This window comes from Acetobacter senegalensis, assembly GCF_001580995.1.
Classification (GTDB): Bacteria; Pseudomonadota; Alphaproteobacteria; order Acetobacterales; family Acetobacteraceae; genus Acetobacter; species Acetobacter senegalensis.
Genome location: NZ_LHZU01000138.1, coordinates 35,508 through 54,645, shown reverse-complemented (window position 1 = coordinate 54,645; position 19,138 = coordinate 35,508). Strand labels below are relative to the sequence as shown.

The 19,138-nt window shown below is 52.5% G+C and carries 16 protein-coding genes and 1 pseudogene; 15 read left to right on the top strand and 2 right to left on the bottom strand.

Features of this window, described 5'->3' with window-relative positions; genetic code table 11:
• Positions 1-238: 238 nt before the first annotated feature.
• From AD948_RS11845 to AD948_RS11780, 14 genes and pseudogenes are all read left to right on the top strand, one after another.
• A complete protein-coding gene (locus AD948_RS11845) occupies positions 239-1,462 on the top strand; it encodes an NAD(P)/FAD-dependent oxidoreductase (protein ID WP_061472144.1) in 1,224 nt (407 codons plus the stop codon).
• An 870-nt stretch (positions 1,463-2,332) separates the two neighbouring features.
• Positions 2,333-3,301: a LacI family DNA-binding transcriptional regulator gene (locus tag AD948_RS11840; RefSeq protein WP_248846008.1), complete on the top strand. Its 969-nt coding sequence runs from the start codon at positions 2,333-2,335 to the stop codon at positions 3,299-3,301.
• 91 nt (positions 3,302-3,392) lie between these two features.
• Positions 3,393-4,253, top strand: coding sequence for a shikimate dehydrogenase (gene aroE / locus AD948_RS11835; protein WP_061472142.1), 861 nt, complete (start codon positions 3,393-3,395; stop codon positions 4,251-4,253).
• A gap of 43 nt (positions 4,254-4,296) precedes the next feature.
• Complete coding sequence (locus AD948_RS11830; protein WP_061472141.1) at positions 4,297-5,766, top strand: sugar porter family MFS transporter; 1,470 nt, start codon at positions 4,297-4,299, stop codon at positions 5,764-5,766.
• 528 nt (positions 5,767-6,294) lie between these two features.
• On the top strand, positions 6,295-7,155 hold the full coding sequence (locus tag AD948_RS11825) for a glucose 1-dehydrogenase (protein WP_061472140.1): 861 nt from the start codon (positions 6,295-6,297) through the stop codon (positions 7,153-7,155).
• Positions 7,148-8,413 (top strand): AGE family epimerase/isomerase, encoded by a 1,266-nt coding sequence (locus tag AD948_RS11820; protein ID WP_061472139.1) that lies wholly within the window; start codon positions 7,148-7,150, stop codon positions 8,411-8,413. The genes AD948_RS11825 and AD948_RS11820 overlap by 8 nt, the downstream gene beginning before the upstream one ends.
• Before the next feature lie 246 nt (positions 8,414-8,659).
• The gene (locus AD948_RS11815) at positions 8,660-8,929 is read left to right on the top strand and encodes a hypothetical protein (RefSeq protein ID WP_061472138.1); all 270 of its coding nucleotides are present in this window, start codon (positions 8,660-8,662) and stop codon (positions 8,927-8,929) included.
• A 6-nt stretch (positions 8,930-8,935) separates the two neighbouring features.
• Positions 8,936-9,172 carry a hypothetical protein gene (locus AD948_RS11810; protein WP_061472137.1) on the top strand — a complete coding sequence of 79 codons (237 nt, stop codon included), beginning with the start codon at positions 8,936-8,938 and terminating at the stop codon, positions 9,170-9,172.
• A 447-nt stretch (positions 9,173-9,619) separates the two neighbouring features.
• Positions 9,620-10,294 (top strand): annotated as a pseudogene (locus tag AD948_RS17835) (transposase); the annotation flags it as partial.
• A gap of 165 nt (positions 10,295-10,459) precedes the next feature.
• Complete coding sequence (locus AD948_RS11800) at positions 10,460-10,786, top strand: helix-turn-helix domain-containing protein (RefSeq protein WP_248846007.1); 327 nt, start codon at positions 10,460-10,462, stop codon at positions 10,784-10,786.
• Positions 10,783-11,088 (top strand): IS66 family insertion sequence element accessory protein TnpB, encoded by a 306-nt coding sequence (tnpB, locus tag AD948_RS11795; RefSeq protein WP_061472136.1) that lies wholly within the window; start codon positions 10,783-10,785, stop codon positions 11,086-11,088. The genes AD948_RS11800 and tnpB overlap by 4 nt, the downstream gene beginning before the upstream one ends.
• A gap of 128 nt (positions 11,089-11,216) precedes the next feature.
• Complete coding sequence (locus AD948_RS19000; protein WP_408736069.1) at positions 11,217-11,888, top strand: IS66 family transposase zinc-finger binding domain-containing protein; 672 nt, start codon at positions 11,217-11,219, stop codon at positions 11,886-11,888.
• A 20-nt stretch (positions 11,889-11,908) separates the two neighbouring features.
• Positions 11,909-12,394, top strand: coding sequence for an IS66 family transposase (locus tag AD948_RS18995; RefSeq protein ID WP_061472134.1), 486 nt, complete (start codon positions 11,909-11,911; stop codon positions 12,392-12,394).
• Positions 12,395-12,513: 119 nt separating this feature from the next.
• Positions 12,514-15,120, top strand: coding sequence for a TonB-dependent receptor plug domain-containing protein (locus AD948_RS11780; protein WP_061472133.1), 2,607 nt, complete (start codon positions 12,514-12,516; stop codon positions 15,118-15,120).
• A 409-nt stretch (positions 15,121-15,529) separates the two neighbouring features.
• On the opposite strand, the gene AD948_RS11775 is transcribed toward AD948_RS11780, so the two are convergent.
• A complete protein-coding gene (locus AD948_RS11775; protein WP_061472132.1) occupies positions 15,530-16,519 on the bottom strand; it encodes an ABC transporter substrate-binding protein in 990 nt (329 codons plus the stop codon).
• Positions 16,520-16,569: 50 nt separating this feature from the next.
• Positions 16,570-17,853, bottom strand: coding sequence for an acyl-CoA dehydrogenase family protein (locus AD948_RS11770; RefSeq protein WP_082782427.1), 1,284 nt, complete (start codon positions 17,851-17,853; stop codon positions 16,570-16,572).
• Between the two features lie 237 nt (positions 17,854-18,090).
• On the opposite strand from AD948_RS11770, the gene AD948_RS11765 reads away from it, so the two are divergent.
• Positions 18,091-19,137: an ABC transporter permease gene (locus AD948_RS11765; RefSeq protein ID WP_082782426.1), complete on the top strand. Its 1,047-nt coding sequence runs from the start codon at positions 18,091-18,093 to the stop codon at positions 19,135-19,137.
• Position 19,138 lies beyond the last annotated feature (1 nt).

The window sequence follows — 19,138 nt, the reverse complement described above, 5'->3', positions numbered from 1 at the left end:
GAGTGATGCTGCGTAAGAAGTTCCTGTGCGTCCTGCCCGCTGATTAAAATAGTGTATTCCACTCGTCAATCAGGAACAACTCCCAAGTTATTCATGTCGCATAACAAACATGATTTTTTCTTATTACAACGTAATTTTTAATATATTCCCTCTCTTGTGATGGAAAAATTTATCTGACATAGGGGTAAAGTATTATTTTTTGCTTGTATGCGCATTAACAAGTAAGTGAGAGTTGAGAGTGAAAGAAAAAACGGTTGTCATTGTAGGGGCTGGCATAGCTGGCGTATCTGCTGCCCAAGCCCTGCGAGAAAATGGTTTTGACGGGCAGATTATCTTATTAAGCCGTGAAAATACAATGCCTTATGACAGGCCACCGCTCTCTAAAGATGCTCTGCATACAAGCGCACCGCCCGCCACTTTCTTGCTCCGTGACGAAGCCTTTTACAAGACAAACCAGATAGACCTGAGGCTAGGTGCCGAAGCGACCGCTATTGATGCTGCAGCCCACCTTGTAACGCTCTCTGATGGTACAAAACTGCCTTACAGTACGCTCCTTTTGGCCACAGGTTCACGCCCCCGCACACTGCCTCTTTTTCCTTACGGTGCGCCCTTTATCCATTATTTGCGCACGTCCCTTGATGCGCAAAGACTAAGACAGGACATGCAAAGCCTCCCCAAAGGGGCCAGCATGGTTATTGTGGGTGCAGGCATTATTGGCCTTGAAGTCGCTGCCGCGGCAACGGCACAAGGCTTTCATGTTACTGTTATTGAGGCTGGGGAAAGGCCGCTGGCGCGCTCTGGCAGCCCGTTACTGGCCAGCTTTCTTGCGGCGGAACACACGAAACACGGTGTAGATATTCGGTGCCAAACGCATATTATAGATGTAGAAAAAGGCAAGTCTGGCTACTCTCTCACCCTCTCTGACAAGAGCACCCTCGCTGCAGATTTGATTGTTGTTGGCATTGGTGTGTGCCCTGAGCACAAACTTGGCAGCCTTGCTGGGATTGAGGCTGCAGCTGGTGGCATTTCTGTCGATGCACAAGGCAGAACCAGCATTAAAGACATTTATGCTGCGGGAGAGGTCGCCTTTCATCACAACGTACATTACGGCACGCAACGCCGTGATGAAACATGGCAGCACGCAGCGAGCCATGGCGAGCACGTAGCCAAAGCGATTCTTGGTGTGCCTGATGATTACTCATCACCAGGGTCATATTGGACAGACCAGTACACCTTTAACATTCAAGTTGTAGGTAACCCGCTTGGAACCAGCGAAGTTGTACGCGGTAACCCGAACGATGGAGCTTTTGTTATTTTCCACCTTAATGACTCAGTTATCTGCGGGATAACGGCTGTTAACGCCACGCGCGAGTTACGCAAATTACGGCGATTAGTCAGCAATGCCAGCGCAGTACCACAAGATATTTTAGCAGATCCAACAACAGACTTAACCGATTACTAAATAAAACTTACCTCCCCTGTTACTTACCAGAACAGACTTTCCTAAATGAAACGGTCTGTTCTGGTATAAGAAAAAATGAAAGACCATTTTTCTTTATAGCTGGAAAGATCGAAAAAACCTTGCTTGAAGCATAATCACCCTGATTTCATGCAAGGCTGCGTTGGTTATTGGTTTTTGCACTATGGCCTTCCCTCTACATTGGGGCAAAGTGGGGGGCCTTGGATTGCTATGCGGCAGCGCTGATCCGCTCAGGAAGAGGAAACGGCGCATTGTAGATGATATTAGCCAGTCAGACGCTCTTCAACATCAAAGAAACCCGCCTGCTTCATGATTATTCCGCCCCCCGCTCACCATAAGAAGCATGGAAGCAGAGACACGCACGCAAAACCACGAGGTTTGTAGAACCCTCCACGTCTGAGCTGACGACTGGGAGAGAGCAGCTATGCCCAAGGCGGCAATCAAGGCCGGACATTTCCTAGCAAGCCTCAGTTCTTCCCATCGCGCCCCATGTCCTCCGATATTCCGGCGCCAGAACCACGCCCAACAAAAACATCGCCTGCCAGCACTCGGTAGTGCCATTCCGTTCACATCTCACAAATGGGCACAAGCACCACCATCAAGCACAGATATGTTATCATGCGTGTTTGGCGCACTCCATTCGCCACACTGGAACTGATCGGTTTAACGACCGTGCTTGACCATTACGCGAAGCATACTGCTAGAAAAATGTAGAGGTTGGCAGCTATTACTTACCCGTAGTAGATAACTATAAGCTGCCTTCGGTCAGTCTCTACAGCAACTTCACATGAACCAAGGGAGACCAGAATCATTCGCTCCGTTACGTCGATAGATGTTGCAAAGCTGGCCGGTGTGTCCCAGTCGGCTGTCTCCCGTGCCTTTTCTTCAAATGCGAGCATTTCCGCCGAGACGAAAGAAAGGGTACTGGCTGCGGCTGCCACGCTCGGATATCGCCCCAACCGGATACCAAGCATCATGCTTTCCGGACGATCTCATATGGTTGGTGTGGTTATCGGAGGGCTAGATAATCCGTTTTATGCTTCCGCACTCGAACGGCTGGCAATAGCCCTTCGCCAGGCAGGACTGCAGGTTCTGCTGGTTCAGGTTGACGACGCGCTGACTTTGGATACAGCGCTTGACCAGTTAGCCAGCTACAGAATTGATGCAGTGGTAACCTCATTGGCCGTGGGCTCGCAATCCGTCGTTCAGGCACTGTCCGAACTTCATACCCCCGTGATCTGTTTTAATTCATCTTTTGTGGGGCCGTGGATATCCACGGTCGTATCCAACAATTACGGGGCAGGCCAGATCGCAGCACAAATTTTCATCAAACATGGCGTAACACATCCTGTATGGCTGGCAGGCCCCGCAAAAAATGCGGCCTCCCGCGCACGAGGAGAAGGATTTTGCGATACCCTGAAAGAGACATCTGACTGTTTCGGAAAACTGGTCCGGCTTCGTGGCGATGATACCTATCAGAGCGGCTATAAGGCTATTCGCCGCCTCTTGCAGCGAGGCTTACGTCCCGATGGTATTTTTTCCAGTAACGATATGATGGCCTGTGGTGTGCTGGATGCCCTGCGTGAGTGCGCAGATCTGCGTTGCCCTGATGATGTGATCGTTTTGGGTTACGACAACATCCCCCAGGCAGCATGGCATGGCTATGATCTGACCTCTTTTGACCAACGGACGGATCAGATGGTGACAGTCGCTATGGATATGCTGAATGAGGCGCTTCAGACGGTCGATCATCCGTATTCCCAAACCCGCACCATTAACGCGCAGTTGATCGAACGCGGCAGCACGCGCACAGGCAAATAAGGGATTAGGGGTTGCACTCCCAGGCAAAAATGGTCTTCATTGCATAGCTATGCATACAAGCTCCATAGCCACTAAAAAGGAATGCAACACGATGCACCGCACTTTCCGTAGCATTCTCACGGGTTCTTTCTCGACGCCATGCGCAGACAACCCTACCGTCGCGATGATAGAAGCCGGGTTTCAGCACGCAGGACTGGACGCGCGTTATATCAACTGTGACGTGAAACCTGCGCACCTAGGCGAGGCAGTACGCGGGGCTCTGGCCATGGAATGGGCTGGCTTTAATTGCTCCCTGCCGCACAAAGTTGCTGTTATCGAGTATCTTGATGACATGGCCGAAGCTGCCCGAATTATCGGTGCCGTCAACTGCGTCAGCATTCGTAATGGCAAACTGATAGGCGACAACACCGATGGCAAGGGCTTTCTTGCCTCGCTCAGGACCGTCATCGATCCTACAGATAAGAAGGTTTTTCTTCTTGGTGCCGGAGGAGCCGCGCGGGCAATTGCCGTTGAGCTTGGTCTGGCAGGCGCAGCCCATATAACCGTGGTCAATATGAAAAAGGCGCACGCTGACACCATTGCTGATCTCGTGCGTGATAACACCAAATGCAATGCGACTGCACACCTATGGGAAGGCGAAGCGCGCATCCCGGCTGATACGGATATCGTGATCAATGCGACCTCGGTTGGCTTTGGTAACGCAGACGCCATGGCGGCAGTAGATGTCGATACTTTTAAAAAAGGCCAGGTGGTTGCGGATGTTATCCCCAACCCACCGATGACACGCTTCCTACGTGAAGCAAAGAAGCGGGGCTGCACGCCGCTTGACGGACTTGGAATGCTCGTCAATCAGGGCGTGATCGGGGTGGAACTCTGGCTGGGCAAGACGCTTGATGCGACCGTTATGCAGCGTACGTTGAGCAACATATTCAACACATCTGACGCGGAATGATGTCCGGGCACTGCACCTGATCACAGAAAATGGAGGCGCCGTTATGACTGCCGCGCCGGGCACCCACAACACATCCACGTCCTTAATGCATAAGCGTGCCATATCTGCCTTTCATGCTCAGGCCCATGAAGAGGATCAACGCAAATCTGCGCGTCGGTATGTCTCCATCGCTGCTGCTGTCGCTGCGGTTGGTGGGCTTCTTTTTGGCTATGATACCGGCATCATAGCGTCCGCATTGATTTTTGTGACGCAGACGTTCTCTCTTTCCACAATGGGGCAGGAATGGGTTGCTGCTTCATTAAACATCGGTGCGATTTTCGGCGCAGTGTTCAGCAGTCCGATTTCTGACCGCTGGGGCAGGCGCCCTGCCATTATGGCTGCAGCGGTGGTCTTCATCGCGGCATCAATCGGATGTGGACTGGCCCCCAATGTGGCAGTGCTGATCTGCGCCCGGCTTGGTCTGGGCATTGCTATTGGGGCTACTACGCAGATCGTGCCAGTCTATGTGGCGGAATTGGCCCCTGCGTCTCGTCGGGGCAGTCTGGTATCGCTCTTCCAGCTTGTATTCTCCTTAGGGCTGCTTCTGGCGTTTTTTGTCGGTTACGAACTTGCAGGCAGTGCTGAATCATGGCGGGCCATGTTCATGCTTGGAGCCCTGCCGGCATTGCTCCTTGCTTTTGGCATGCTGTTCTTGCCCGAAAGCCCGCGCTGGTTGTTGCATAACGCGCAGGAGCAACATGCCGTCTCCGTTCTTTATCGGCTCCGTGGCCATAAGGACGTGGTACGCAATGAGCTTGATGAAGCACTTGTTGTCAGAACAGGTGAGCACAACGAAGGCGATTGGAAAATCCTGAAGCAGAAATGGGTAAGACCAGCACTTATTGCCGCTTTAGGAATAGCCGCCTTTTCCCAACTGTCAGGCCCCAACGTGATTGTCTATTATGCTCCTATTATTCTGTCACAAGCTGGCTTGGGACATTCCGCGGCATTACTGACATCTGTTTCTGTTGGCGTGGCCTCCACTATCACAACAGCCTTGGGGATCGCCCTGATTGATAGAGTGGGAAGACGCCGCATGATGCTGGCCATGCTTCCGCTGGCTGCGCTCTCCCTCTTTGTGCTGGGTGCCATTTTCATCAGTTCCGCACCACTCTCCGGTGCACGTCTGGCTCTGATGATAATTTCTTTGTTGGGATATATTTTCTTTAATTTTGGCTCACTGTCCGTTGCGGTGTGGCTGGTTGCGTCTGAAGTGTTCCCTCTTATTATACGCAGCAAAGCAATGGGGCTAGCAAGTGCCACAGTCTGGTTCTCCGATACCATCGTATCCCTGATTACACTTTCTCTGGTTGAAGCATTAGGCACGACAGGAACCTTCTGGCTATTCGGGGGTGTTAACGTCGCGGCATTCCTATTCATCTGGAAATATGTTCCTGAAACAGCCGGCACGACATTGGAATATATCGAAGAGTCTTTAAGGCATGGAAATTTCTATAAAATACACAAAAAATAAATAGTGTTCTTTGCTTTCTATAACCTAGGAATTTCGTAAAACCTCCAATTAGCCTCGTGGAAGATAGCCACACTACCATTGAGAATAATCCTGCCGAAGAGTCACTGAATCCATCTACCTCGGTAGAAAAACTATCTTTTTGCCAAATTGATCAATGCTTGGGCTTAAGAAGCCGGTTACGATCAAACCAGAATATAAAAAATCCCGTTTCCTAAAAGCTAAGCGAGCGAAATACCAGTTCGTCGTTCGGCAACTGCTAATACAAGCTTACGCATTCAACCCAGTTATCAGACTACATTAAACACGTGAACCAAACCGTCATATCTTCTGAGACGAGGCCATTACCTTATGAACACCATTCCGTTACAGATAAAGAAAGACATTAGAATTGTATAAATGATATATCGTTTTTGGATATATCACAAATTTCTTTTTACAATGCCTTGCACGGACTATTTTCTATGAAACCCTATGCAAAGACATTTGTTAATTGGAGAGGACGTTAATTTAACAACGATAGGAAGCCTTATGCCGCTTACAATCTCTCCCCAAAGCCAATCTCACCAGCCTGGCATTGAGAAAGTCATGAAGCCACTAGCCGTCCACATCAGGCCCGATTACCGTGGCAGCGGCAAACTCACCAACAGGAAAGCGCTGATAACCGGCGGAGACAGTGGCATCGGGCGTTCTGCTGCCTTGCACTTCGCTCGCGAGGGCGCTGACGTAGCCATTATCTATCTTGAAGAACATGAGGACGCACAGGAAACCGTTCGTCTGATCAAAAATGAAGGACGCAAGGCTATTGCGATTCCGGGTGATGTCGCATCCAGCACATTTTGCAACGAAGCTGTGAAGCAGACTGTCGAAGCATTGGGCGGCCTTGATATCGTGGTCAATAATGCGGGCATCCAATATGTCAGTGAGGACCTCACGGATATTACTGATGAGGTCTGGCAGCATCACATGGACGTAAATATCAATGGTTACTTCTACATAACACGAGCGGCTCTCCCCCATTTAAAAAAGGGAGCCACGATCATTTCAACTTCTTCCATAAACGCATTTTCCGGCAACAAATCTCTGGTGGCATACACGACGACCAAAGCCGCCGAAATGGGCTTTACACGGGCACTCGCATTGCAACTGGCCGATAAGGGTATCCGTGTTAACGCTGTAGCGCCTGGCCCCGTGTGGACGCCTTTGCAACCCGCGAGCTGGGGCCCTGTTGATCCGCAGGCGGTAGCAGAACTGGGTTCAGACACGCCAATGGGCCGTTGTGGTGAACCGGCCGAATTGGGGCCAGCATATGTCTATCTTGCCTCAGAAGATTCCAGCTTCATGACTGGGCAGACCCTGCATGTAAATGGAGGTAAAATTATTAATGGCTGAAATGCTGCCATCGCTGATGGTGCCAACCTCCAGTTGGCTACGTTCAACCCCGCATCGATACTGGCTGGAATATCAAGGGTTACGGTTACTGGATTTTTCGAAAGCATCCAGATTAAACGATGGATTTGGAGCTCTCGACAATCAAGGAAAGCTCGTACCAGATACCCAACCAGACACGACCCTTACGGCAAGAATGACCCATTCTTATGCTACCGCAGCCATTCGGGGGCTACCCGGATGTAGAATGTTGGCTGCACATGGTGTCCAGTCGCTTCTTGGGCCGTTACAGGATGCAGAGCATGAAGGATGGTTTGGCGGCCTGACAAACGGCAGACCGACGGAAACGCAGCAACGCAAACAGAATTATCTTCATGCCTTCATATCGTTGGCAGCGTCCACTGCTGTTGTCGCACGTCTACCGGGAGCCGCACAGCTTTTGGAACAGGCGACATCAGTTTGGGAAACACATTTCTGGAGTGCAGAGGAAGGTGTTTTTCGCGAGAGTTTTCAAGCCGACTGGTCATGTGAAGAGGATTATCGTGGTGCGAACTCCAACATGCATTCTGTCGAAGCCTGCATGGCGCTTGCTGACGTTACCAAAAATCCGGTATGGCGACATCGCGCCCTTCGTTCGGCCGAGCGTTTCATCCATATTCTTGCACGAGATTCCGACTATGCTGTACGGGAACATTACGATCGCAACTGGACGTATCTTGCGGATTATAATCGCACCCGACCAACAGACGACCTGCGACCTTATGGGTTGACCCCAGGTCATTTTGTTGAATGGTCTCACCTCCTGCTGAAACTTGAAGCAGCTCTCCTTCGCGAAAGTGGGACAGCTCCGGCATGGTTATTAACCGACAGCATTGCCCTTTTTGACAAGGGTATCGCAGCGGGATGGAGCCGAAATGGCAGACCCGGACTGCTTTACACCGTCAATAACGATATCGAACCTGCTGTGGAAAACCGTCCACACTGGGTACAAGCCGAAGCACTTACAGCGGCCGCGGCTCTGCTGAAGCGGACTGGCAATGTCAAATATGAAACTTGGTATCAGACCCTATGGGACTATATCGATCTTTATATGATCGACCGACATAATGGCGGATGGTTTCAGGAACTGGATGGCGAGAACCGTCCTTCGGAAGTCGTTTATGCTGGCAAAGCAGATCTATACCATGCCTGGCAGTCAACATTGACCCCCCTCCTCCCGCTCTCGCCTAGCTTTGCGACTGCGGTTCAAGCACTATTCTGAAAAATACCTACTCATCTACAAGTTCAAAAAATATAGTACCACTTTAGCATTATCCGATAACCCACAGCATATCGGCAGTTGTCCAGGACGAGGAGGGTTCTAAAAAGCTCTTGATTTTGAGTGCTTTTCCGTAATTCGATCCTCTGTGTCGTGATGAGGGGATGGTGGCATGAGGCTGCCCGGTTTCTCTGCGTTGAAGCGCAGGCAGGTCCGGAACGAGCAAGCGCTTATTGTCGACGATTGCCCATGATGAAGAAACGTGTTGTGGCAGGCATTGCCGTTCTTACCTGCCTCGCTCTTCATGCAAGACTGGTAGCCTGTGAACCGGAGAACAAACCCATATCCCCTGTCAATCAGACGCTACCGCTGGACAACAGTCAGCTCATGCTTGGCGCGGTCATGAACTCGGAAACCGAAGAAGTCAGACGCCTTGCAGAACGACATCAGGGACTGGATGAACGTGATACAGACGACCAGTCAACGCCGATGATAGCGGCTTCAGATACGGATCAATAGCCGGTCGTGGAGATCCTGATCGACCATGGCGCTGATATCTGGGCACATGACAGATTCGGCATTACGACTGCCCAACGCACGCTCACCAGCCGTATCCTGCGTGGCTCTCCCGAGGATGCAGCCCGGCTACGGGTGATCGAAAAACTCAAGGCACGAGGCTATCCGTTTCCTCCGCCCTCCCGTGCCAAGATTCTGGCTCTCGACAAGGCGGGCAAATGGCCACCGTCGGGAGTGAAACGCTGAGACAAACAATGCAGCACGACGTCCATTGAGGTGTGCGGCAAACCTTGTTTGTGATGAAATTAGCTCGCGCCTCCCGCATAATTTTTGCGTGGTAGAGAACAACGTGATCGTAGAGCGCAGACCAGATATGGAACTACGCTGAGTAGAATTTGTGCTGCGTTGTTCTTCACAAGAAACGGTAGAGTCGAGGTCCTATGCTGGGCTATCGCAATTCTATGATGACCGGCGCTCCCGCGATTGGATAATCGGGAAAGGTCAACCAAACGCCTGATTGATTATTGCCGTCGTGCAGATTGGCTATCGGGACGATAGTTGCGAACAAACCGGAAGATTCGCAGAACCCCTAGTTTTGATAGGTTCTGTATGATTCCCTCTTTCATCTTGTGATAAGGGATGGCTGGAATGAAGCAACCTAGTTTCTTTGATGTTGAATAACGCCCAGCCCGTTTGAGCGGGCTTGGTGACCAACTCGAAGCCTTTTACCGGACTGTGGATTTTGAGGTGTTCCGTCCTGATCTGGACAAGGCTCCGGCCTATTCAGATGGCAGGAAAGGTGGCGAACGCCATTTAATCCGGTGCTGATGTTCAAGATCCTTATGATCCAGACGCTGAACAACCTATCCGACGAGCGAACAGAATACCTGATCAATGACCGGCTCTCCTTCATGCATTTCCTTGGTCTGGGGCTGTCAGACCGCATGCCGGATGCCAAAACGGTCTGGCTGTTTCGCGAGCGCCCGACCAGGCTCGGGCGATTGAAAGACTGTTTGACCGGTTTGACGCGACCCTGCGCAATGCCGGTTATCTGCCCATGTCCGGCCAGATCCTGGATGCAGCACTGGTAGTGGCTCCCAAGCAGCGACTGACATGGCGGAGCTCCCGGGAAGGACGGATGATCCCACAAGACTGCCAGGACAAGCCCTCACAGCTATCTCACAAGGATCGTCAGGGCTGCGGGATAAAACCAATACCGCCTCAACGGTTTGGGCAGATACAGCCTACCGCTCAAAAGCCAATGAGGACTTCATGGAAAAGCATGGCTTTGTCTCGAAGGTTCACAGGAAAAAGCCTCATCTCAAGCCCATGCCACGACATATCCAGAGGTCGAATGCTGGACAGTCGTAAGCTTCCGGTATGAGGTCCTTGTTGAGTTTATGGAGTGGTGACGTGTTCTGTTCATGACAGAGCGATCAGAACAGAATGATGCTTTCGCAGCGACATTCGCTGCGAAAGCATCGCGAGCCCTTCATCCGGTTATTGAAATTGTTGGTGAACGACGCCGGGCCTATGATGACACGTTCAGGCATCGGGTTGTACTGGCTTCTTATGGGAACTGGTCAGTCAGTCCGTGCTGTTGCGCGCCAGTTTGGTGTCCACGTCAGCGTCGTTTACCGATGGCGTCAGAGACTGGATTTCGTAAACCCGTCTGCTAAAGAGCAGCTTTCTTTTGTGCCGGTTCACGTGACATCCCCAGTTGAAGGGCTGGGAGGAGACCAGTCCTGCGGGAGTGGACATGAAGCCAGCATTCTTTTTCCTGGTGGCGAGAAGCTGATGGTTGACAGCCGGATCGCGATTGAAGATCTCCGTAAACTCCTTCAGGTTTTACGCTCATGATCCCTCTTCCCTCTGGCCTGAAGATATGGCTGGCGGCAGGTACGACAGACATCCGCCTTGGCATGCCCGGTCTGGCTTTGAAAGTTCAGCAGTCATTGGGCCATGATTCCTTTGCTGGTAACGTCTTCGCTTTTCGGGGTCGCCACGGTGATCTGGTGAAACTGATCTGGCATGCCGGGATCGGAGTGTCCCTCTATGCGAAACGGATTGAACGTGGGTATTTCATCTGGCCCTCAGCAAAGGACGGGACCATCCATCTGACGCCGTCACAATTAAGTGGTCAGCTCGAAGGGATCGACTAGCGTAATCCGCAGAAAACATGGCGACCTGAACTGGCGGGATAACAAAAAGGGGATCGTGATCCATAGTCCTGTACCCTTTTGAACGGTTTTGTGCTGAACTGTTTTTCATGATGGGAAGCATGGATGACATGACGGCCTTACGTGCGGCACTTACCGCTGCCGAGGCGCGTGCCCGTGCTGCCGAAACCCGGGCCACAGACGCTGAAGCCCGAACAGTCAGCGCCGAAGCGCAGATTGCCCATCTTAAACATCTTGTTGCACGGATGCGTCAAGACCGCTTCGGGGCGTCATCGGAACGGGGGCGGCGCCTGCTGGAGGAGCTGGAAACAACGCAAGCCGAAGGCGCGTCCGAAAATGCGGCGGACCCCACTGTCGGTGCAACAGCACCGCGGAATAACCGGGGGCGGCAACCCTTACCCGCCGACCTGCCACGCGAACGGGTGGTTCTTCTTGCGCCAACACAGTGTCCGTGCTGTGGCTGGACGCGCCTGAGTAAACTGGGCGAAGGCATCACTGAGACGCTGGAAGTGATCCCACGCCAGTTCAAGACCATCCAAACGGTGCGGGAGAAGTTCACCTGCCGAGACTGCGAGAGCATCACCCAGCCACCAGCGCCTTTCTACCCGATCTCACGGGGGCGTGCAGGGCCAAAACTGCTGGCGGGCATTCTGTGCGACAAGTATCTCCTGCATTTGCCGCTGAACAGGCAGAGTGATGCCTTTGCACGCGAAGGGATTGATCTCGACACGTCAACGTTAGCCGACTGGGAGGGAGCCTGCACAGCGACCCTGGCCCTCTGAACGCGCTGATCCGGGTACATGTGCTGGCAGCTGATCGTCTGCATGCGGATGACACCACCGTGCCCGTGCTGGCGAAGGGCCGGACAGTCGCCGGTCGATTGTGGAATTATGTGCGGGACGATCACCCCTTTGGAGGCACAGCGCCCCCAGCCGTATGGTTCCGTTATTCACGGGACCGCAAGGGCGAACATCCTGTCGATCATCTTTCGGGCTGGACGGGGATCGTGCAATCCGATGCCTATGCCGGATATAACGCTCTGGCAAAACCGGGCCGTCAGCCTGCACCTGTCGTGTCTGCAGGGTGCTGGACGCATAGGCGAAGGGGGCTGTTCAAAATTGCAGAAAAGGACAAAGGCCCCATTGCCATAGAGGCCGTGCGCCCGATCGACGCCATCTTCGAGGCTGAACGTGTGATAAACCGCGCACCTGCCCAGCATCGGTTCGCAGTCCGTCAGGAAAGCAGTGCTCCCATGGTAGAGAACCCACGCACATTAATAACTATTTAATAACGCTATTAATGTGAAACACTTTGACTCTGTGTTTTAATTTATATATCGAATATTTATGTGTGTTTTTTGTTTAATCCATATCTTTAAGTGATATATCAAGAAGGAACAGCATCTCCATGCTGGCGCAGCACCGCAAATTCGTGATCCCGTTTCTACTGCCACCGATTTTAAGCCTTTCCCTGCCTGAGCAGGCCAGGGCCGAGACGGCAATCAACCCGAAGCCATTCCAGAAGCACAAATTTGCCCCTGCCCCCGTAAAACTGAAGACAACCGATGCCGCCAAGACTATCGCTGCGACTATTGGGGCATCTCCTCGTCCTCAGGTCAGTTCAGCGGCAGAGCAACTGGTCGTAACCGGTAGCCGTAGCGGTGCGCGTCGGGTCGAGGACAGCCTGACGCCCATTGCCCTTGTGACCTCAGCAGACATCAAAAAGACCGGGAAACAGACCCTTCGCGATGCTTTGGCTCAGCTTTTTCCAAGCTATACCAGCACGGCCGGTTATCAAGGGCAGCAGGGTGAAGCCGTTCGCACTGCACGTTTACGCGGTCTGGACTCGAAGGATACCCTGATCCTCGTGGACGGAAAACGGCGGCATAAAACATCGCTTTTCATTTCCGGCGAATCACCGACAGATCTGGACATGATCCCGATGAGCGCGGTTGACCATATCGAGATTCTTGAAGATGGTGCTGCCGCGCAATACGGTTCAGATGCAATAGCCGGCGTCATCAATATCGTCCTGAAGAAAAACGCAAAAGGCGGCGCGGCCAGCTTCGGTTACGGCCAGTACGGCTCTACCGTGGGCGACCGGTCGGACCTTTGGGGCCGGACAGGTACGATACAGTTCAATCAGGGTTTCGACCTTGGGCCGGAAGGCAGTTTTTTCTCGCTCAGTGGTAATATTGATATCAAATCCCCAACAAACGTCTATGGCTCATATCCTCTCTCGTCCCGTATCTATCCCAAACTAAGTAATGGTCAGCTTGATCCGCGCGAATATAGCATGTCCAGATTCCGCCAGGTCGAAGGTCAACCCGCCGCCAGGAATTTCAGTTTTGCCTATAATACTGCGGTCCCGTTGAACGATTCAGTAGTTTTCTACAGCAATGCCACGTTCGATCACCGGAACTCGGATGGCTATCTTTTCTACCGCACTGCCATATCACCACAGAATTTTCCCTGGATCTATCCGGACGGATATATGCCACTTTCGTCAATTGCAGAGAATGACTATCAGGCTGTATTCGGATTAAAGGGCAAGGATTTCTTTGGCTGGAAATGGGATGTCAGTTCAAGCTATGGCAGTGATCGGGCACGGGTTTACACACTCAACAGCCTCAACCCTTCACTCGGCCGCCAATACGAGAACAAGCATAATTTCTATGATGGCGCGCTTATAAACGGCGAATGGGTCAATAACTTCGATCTTTCCAGAAAATTCGACACCGGGCTTTTTTCCCGTCCGCTTTCGGTTTCACTCGGGATCGAACATCGGCGAGAAACCTTCAACTCCTACGCGGGAGAATGGGCATCTTACGAGGATGGTAGCTTTATCTGGCCTGCGGGAAGCGCCAATGCAGGAATCGCGCCCAACCCCGGCGCATCGGGCATGAAAGGCTTCGACCCCAAGGATGTTGGAGGATGGAGCCGTAACAACGCGGCTGTATACGCAGAATTAAACCAGAAAATAACGGACAAACTTACACTCGATGTCGCAGGCCGTTATGAGTACTGGACCGACTTCGGCAGTGCTCCGATTGGCAAGATTTCCGGGCGTTATGATTTCAACAAGAAATTCGCCCTGCGTGGAACCATAAGCAACGGATTTTCGGCCCCCACACTCCAACAGGAGCATTATACCCAATCCACAGGTGGATATGTCACCAATCCGACCACAGGACAGCTTTATCAGCAATATACGGTCCAGGCGTCACCCACAAGCGCGATTGCCAATGCATTGGGCGCACAGGCGCTCAAGCCAGAACACAGCCTTAACGCCAGCCTTGGTTTTGTGACCCATCCGCTGCCGCGAACAACCTTCACCGCAGATGGTTATGTTATTGATATCCGCAACCGGATCATCATCACGCCAACCCTGCAGGGCAGCACCGTCACAAAAGTTCTGAACGCTGCTGGAATCTACAATGTAACCGGCGTCACACTCTATACTAATGCCGCACATACCCTCACCAAAGGGTTTGATATTCGTCTTGAACATTTCGAAAAATTTGGAAAATGGGGTACGTTGCGGTGGACGCTGGTTAGCGATGAAAACAATACGTCGATCATTGGCCTGTCCGGAATCCCGAGCGCTTTAGCTGGCAGCGGCATCGGATGGGGGCGTTCGGTCACCAGCCAGCTTACCAGCTGGTACCCCAAGAACGTCACGACCCTTGCCCAAGATTGGCAAATCGGGAACTGGGATCTGATGATAAAGGAATATCGTTGGAGCAGCACAAACTACAAAGACGCGAATGGCCCGCAACTGGATCAGCATAATGCTGCGGCTTTCACGACCGATATCAATGTCAGCTACCGCGTCAATTCACACATGACCGTCGTTTTTGGTGCGAATAACGTGACGAATAAACGTCCCACGCAATGGTCAGCCTCAGCTCGAAAATATGCGAGCGTCCCCATCTCGAACCCAGCTTATAACTGGTATTCCCCCTACGGAAACGACGGAGGATTCTACTACGCTAGGCTCGATGCCAAATGGTAAGATAAAGACAGCCACTTTTGCAGCAATCCCTCAGACAATACATCAGCCGATAAAACGCAAATAAACCCGCTTACCATATTTGGTAAGCGGGTTTATTGCACGAGACGTGGGTAAACTATCATAATTGATGTAAAAATCTGCATAACACAGATGTATTACCTTATCCTGGACGCTGATAACTGATTTTTCCAGATAGGCGTTGGCTGTCGACGCGTCTTATACCCATGCCAAAACAGACCAATAATACCAGCCAGGTTCCGGTTGTTCATGCTTTGGAAGGCAGTCATAATATTCTGCGATGATACCTGTTTGTGCTGTTTTTTTCATAGTGAAAATAGACACCATCAATTTTCGATGTCAGGCATCTGACCGGTAAACACAGAGCCCCCTCTCCAAAACCTGCGACCATTCAGGACGTGGGAGACAGGGTAGACGGATCAAGCGCCCATTCGCTGACATTGACCGGTTGAATGATAAAACCTTCAGCGAACAGGAAATCCGCCTGCTCTTGCAAAGCCGACACGCGCTCCGGCGTAAGCCGGGGAATGAGATTATCCGCTTGGAAGCGTGTAAATGCCGCTTCTGCATCCTCTATGGCCTGACCGGTCTCATCTGCCAGCAGGCTCCAAAGGCGTTGCCGGTCACCGCCGATGTCAACAACTGCTTTTGTAATTTCATTCACAATCCCAGCGGCCAGAGCAGGCTGTGCGGCAAGAAAATCTTCATGGAATGTCAACGTACGGGGCGTGCCGTTATTGATCCTCAACGACGGATCCGGCAATGTGTCGATCCGCAATAACACGCGATACATCCCGCTGCGAACCGCTGCTGCGCCGGCGGCACTCTTCACCCAGACGGCGTCTACACTCCCCTGGTCCAGAGCCTGAAGTTCGGCGTCGAACTGTTCTACGCCACGTTCTCCCGGAGATGTGCTCCATCCCCCGAGCACACTGACAAGCTGGACGTCTTTCGGTTCGAGACCTCCTGTACGGAGGGCCTGCTGAATGCCTCGCAGTACACTAATGCGCGCCACGTCGAGCTTCTGGCCTTGATTGTCGGGCACAGCAAACCGAAGACCCACAAGATCTCGTATAGAAACCGCTGAACTGTCCGCACGTACCAGAATAGCCTGAAATTCGTCCAGCCATGTAATACCCAAAAGACGAGTTCGGGCACCGCGCGAACGAGCCCATATAGCCGGGATATTGCCGCCCTCGCGCAGCAGGTTCGCAATTCCATGTTCAAAATGATGCCGCCGAATTGCAGGATTCAATACATCCTGCAATGCCTGCGGCGTCAGTCCTGACGCTTCAATCAGTTGTTGCAGTTGACGTGTCGCGACCCCAACCCCGACCGCCGTTGGAGCCGGGCAACGTGTGTAATAAAAGATATCGTTCATCTCGTGCCTCTTTCCTATATCTGTAGATTTAGCCCTGTGAGACACCGTGTTCAGAAAACACGCCCTTCATCGAAATCATCGCGAACGCCGTTAAGATAATAGTCACCAAGAACCCTGCCACGCAGGAATGCGGGATTATGGTTGAGGAGGGTACGGATATTGCGCCAGTGTCGATCAAAGTTGTTTTTCTGGGACGTCGCTGAACCGCCACCTGTGTCAAAAATCTTCTCTGCGGCCTGAATTGCAAGGCGCCCGACGACAATTTGCGTTTTGGAATTCTCGATCTGGCTTTTCAGAACAATGTCATCCAGATTCACTGCCCTATCGAGGATCGCCTGCGCGGAAACATCCAGACTGCGTGCAGTACTGGCAACAAGCACATCGACCGCATGGGAAAGTGCCGCGATTTCCCCCACGATACTCTGGACAAAATGATCGCCACGCGCCGTTTCGGAAGCGCTGTGTTTCGCCGAGCGGGCGCGCTTCGTCACATAGTCAATCGCATCGCGCTGGATATTGCGCACAATCCCGCAGACGACAGCCATGAGATGGAGTTGCGCACGGGTGGCGCCATGGCGCTGGATAAAACCCGCCGTGCTGTCGCCATGTTCAAAAAAACCGTGCGCACCGATCTCCTCGGGCGCCACATCTACATCCACGAGTTCCACACTGCCACTGGCAGACATGCGCTGCCCCATGCCATCCCAGTCATCGAGAATATTGACGCCTTCGCGATGTGCCGGCACCAGAACACTCGCTATTTTCCCTTCATCGTTCAGTGCCGTAAAACTCGTGTAATCTGCGTAAGCCGCACCAGTCGCATAATATTTATGACCGCTGAGACGATAACGGTCGCCCTTCCGGGTCAGACGTGTACGCAGCATATTAGGTCTGGGCGTGTTGATCTCCATATGCGCGCCCCCCATCAGAGCGCCCCGCAGGATAAGCGGAGCATATCGCCGCGCAGCCTTCGATTCTGGGGCAAGCGCGATGGATTCCAGAAAGCCGAAATGACTTCTCAGGGCGTGCGCAACACTCGAATCACCCGATGCCAGAGCGCACGTCACCTCGATCTGATCGGAGAGTGAGCCGCCCGGCCCACCGAGCAATTTTGGTATCCGCAACCAGGTCAGCCCAGTCTGGCGTAATCGCTCGAAAATGGGGAAAGGCAACTCCCGCCACCGTTCACGCTCTGCCGCGCCCTGCGCAATTTCCGCGACGATAGCGGGCAGTTGCGCAAGTATTTCCTCACGACTCGCACCAGACGGCACTGCATGCGCAGTTCGCGTGCCGCCTCTCGTATCGGCGGAAAAAATTGATTCTGAAGCCGGCATGCTCACCTCTCCTTGTGCGGCGCCTACAGAACGCGACACGCTAAACACCAAAGCCCAATCGCCCGTTTGAAAAATAGCTATTAATTTTGATAATTTACTCAATCACAGAGTAAATTACACACAATAATATAATTAAATAATATAATGCACTTTGTTATATCGCAATAAGCTTGACCACCATAAAAAAACATCACAATATAACTAAATTGAAATTAACAACTATAAAAGAGAGTGAAAATGGTGCGCGCCGACATCGTTCAGCCCCATGCTGCTACCCCAGCCACGTGGCTGAACGTGGCGCACGCGGTCGCGCTGACGCCGCGCTTGACCATACGGGTCATCATGCGCGTGGTGCCGACACTTGCCACCATCATGGTCGTCGGCTTTAGTCTGCTCAAACTCGCGCCAGGCGATGCAATCGACCAGATTATGGGGGCAGCAGGCGGGGCATCTGCCGACAACGCAGCCATCCTGCGGGCCCATTACGGGCTCGACAAGCCGGTCTGGGTGCAGTTTCTCGCCTATATCCAGGATCTCATGCATGGCAACCTCGGCTGGTCCGTTCGTTTCAATGCTCCGGTATCGCACCTGATCGCAGATCATGCCGGGCCGACAATCGTTCTTGCCTTTGCGGGCCTCGTTCTCGCGCTCGCTGTCGGAGTGGCCGGGGGCATTATCATGGCAGCATGCGAGCAGCGGTTGATCGGCAAGATTGTGTCAACCCTCTCGATCATGTTGTATTCCGCACCGGTTTTCTGGATCAGCCTCATGCTGATCGTACTTTTCTCGATCCGACTGCATTGGCTGCCTAGCGGGAACATCGAAACCATCGGGGAAGATCTGGGGGGCATCGAGTGGTTGTACGACCGCTTCCTTCATCTTCTCCTGCCCGCCATTTCGCTCGCTTTGTTCTATGCCGCGCTCTATGCGCGCGTATTCCGTGGCAGCCTCATTCATGAACAATCTCAGGACTATGTACGCACGGCTCGCGCCAAGGGCGCTTCATCCGCTCGGGTGATGGTGCGGCATATCCTGCCCAACGCCCTGCTGCCGCTGAGCACCATCGTTGGACTGAACATAGGAAGCATGCTCGGAGGTGCTGTCGTGATCGAGACTGTGTACGACTGGCCCGGTCTGGGCCGCTTGGCCTATGACGCAATCATGGGCCGCGATTTTATCGTCTTGCTCGGCGTTTTGCTGTTTGCGTCTTTATTTGTGGTTGTGGCGAATGTGTTGACCGATCTGGGGCAACGCCTTCTCGATCCTCGGCTGCGTATCCAATGAG

Coding starts and splice junctions, on each gene's coding strand:
- aroE (WP_061472142.1), top strand. CDS start 3,393: ATGCACCGCACTTTCCGTAGCATTCTCACGGGTTCTTTCTCGACGCCA.
- AD948_RS11830 (WP_061472141.1), top strand. CDS start 4,297: ATGACTGCCGCGCCGGGCACCCACAACACATCCACGTCCTTAATGCAT.
- AD948_RS11825 (WP_061472140.1), top strand. CDS start 6,295: ATGCCGCTTACAATCTCTCCCCAAAGCCAATCTCACCAGCCTGGCATT.
- AD948_RS11820 (WP_061472139.1), top strand. CDS start 7,148: ATGGCTGAAATGCTGCCATCGCTGATGGTGCCAACCTCCAGTTGGCTA.
- AD948_RS11815 (WP_061472138.1), top strand. CDS start 8,660: ATGATGAAGAAACGTGTTGTGGCAGGCATTGCCGTTCTTACCTGCCTC.
- AD948_RS11800 (WP_248846007.1), top strand. CDS start 10,460: ATGATGACACGTTCAGGCATCGGGTTGTACTGGCTTCTTATGGGAACT.
- tnpB (WP_061472136.1), top strand. CDS start 10,783: ATGATCCCTCTTCCCTCTGGCCTGAAGATATGGCTGGCGGCAGGTACG.
- AD948_RS19000 (WP_408736069.1), top strand. CDS start 11,217: ATGACGGCCTTACGTGCGGCACTTACCGCTGCCGAGGCGCGTGCCCGT.
- AD948_RS11780 (WP_061472133.1), top strand. CDS start 12,514: ATGCTGGCGCAGCACCGCAAATTCGTGATCCCGTTTCTACTGCCACCG.
- AD948_RS11775 (WP_061472132.1), bottom strand. CDS start 16,519: ATGAACGATATCTTTTATTACACACGTTGCCCGGCTCCAACGGCGGTC.
- AD948_RS11770 (WP_082782427.1), bottom strand. CDS start 17,853: ATGCCGGCTTCAGAATCAATTTTTTCCGCCGATACGAGAGGCGGCACG.
- AD948_RS11765 (WP_082782426.1), top strand. CDS start 18,091: ATGGTGCGCGCCGACATCGTTCAGCCCCATGCTGCTACCCCAGCCACG.